At 56.4% G+C, this 1,127-nt stretch carries 2 protein-coding genes; both read left to right on the forward strand.

The window, feature by feature from the left end; genetic code table 11:
- Positions 1 to 680 (forward strand): hypothetical protein (locus tag E1297_RS48950; protein WP_196223122.1); only part of this gene is annotated, 680 nt, incomplete at its 5' end.
- Positions 681 to 686: 6 nt separating this feature from the next.
- On the forward strand, positions 687 to 1,064 hold the full coding sequence (locus tag E1297_RS01565) for a hypothetical protein (RefSeq protein ID WP_155133035.1): 378 nt from the start codon (positions 687 to 689) through the stop codon (positions 1,062 to 1,064).
- The last annotated feature ends 63 nt before the right edge of the window (positions 1,065 to 1,127 follow it).

A 1,127-nucleotide genomic window follows, 5' to 3' on the forward strand; every position in this document is an offset into this window, starting at 1 on the left:
GGATCTGGGAGGATGCTCTGACGATTGATCGGGCGACCGGACTAATCAGTGTGACCGGGCTGAATGCCAACTCCATCATCATAGACGGCACGTCAGCCCCTGAATACGTCGATACGTTTCTGGCCGAGGCGCATCCCGAAAAACGCTATGTGCAGGACATCGTCATCGGCGGCAGTCCGGACCGGCTTTATCCGGTGTTTTGGCAGTTCCCAAAAAACGATTTTGGTGTAGGGAGACTCGAAATCTCGCGTCAGGTGACTTGGGATGAACCGTCGCCATTCGCAGAAAACCTATCCAGCACGCTCGTAGCAGCTCTTCTTTTGGAAATAGAGGGGAACGGCGATGCATGGAGTGGTGACGCCGGATATCTCACATGTAAAAAGTACTCGACGCGGTGGGCGAATACTGCCAGTCATTTGCAGTTTATGGGCTATGCCATGCGACGATCTCCGGAAACCGGGGCAGAAGAAGCGGGTATCAATTACCGGTACTCCGGGCTTTATCTGCGAGGTGGCGGCATCACCTACAGGTTATCGAGTAACTGGATTTTCGATCCAGCGAGGTTGCCGGATGAGGACGACCCTGATTCGGAGCGTGTCCTGCACACGGCTGGTGAAAACACCGAATATTACGTCACATCCATCCCGTTTGAAGATCTGATCGAGCCGGTGGAGGGCTGATTGATTATGACCGACATTCCGCACATTGATATGCCGCACGAGGAAGCCGTCGCACTGGCCGCAGCCGAACAGGCACATCTGGCGCGGTGCCGGGTTGTTGCGCGGATGAAATCCGCAGGCGTGCCGCAGGAGCAGTTGCTGGGGCATATTGCGGATCTCGCGCAGCTCTCGATGTACTGTCATGCCCGGTCTGTCATCGCGCTGGGAGTGCACGGCACGCAGGAACAGATTGCGGCTGTCGCTGATCTGTTGCCCGACGCGCAGGCGCTTGTCTCCGCATACGAGGCGGGGGCGCTGAAAATCCCGGCCATCGAGAAGGGGATTGAGACAACGCAAGACGAAATGATCAGGACGGCGGACGCCTATATTGCGGCGAAGTCCTGAGCCCACACAACAATCGACGATCTGCAAGCTCGCTTTGGCGGGCTTTTTTCATGGAGAAAACGA

It is taken from the genome of Roseibium sp. RKSG952 (assembly GCF_009711355.1).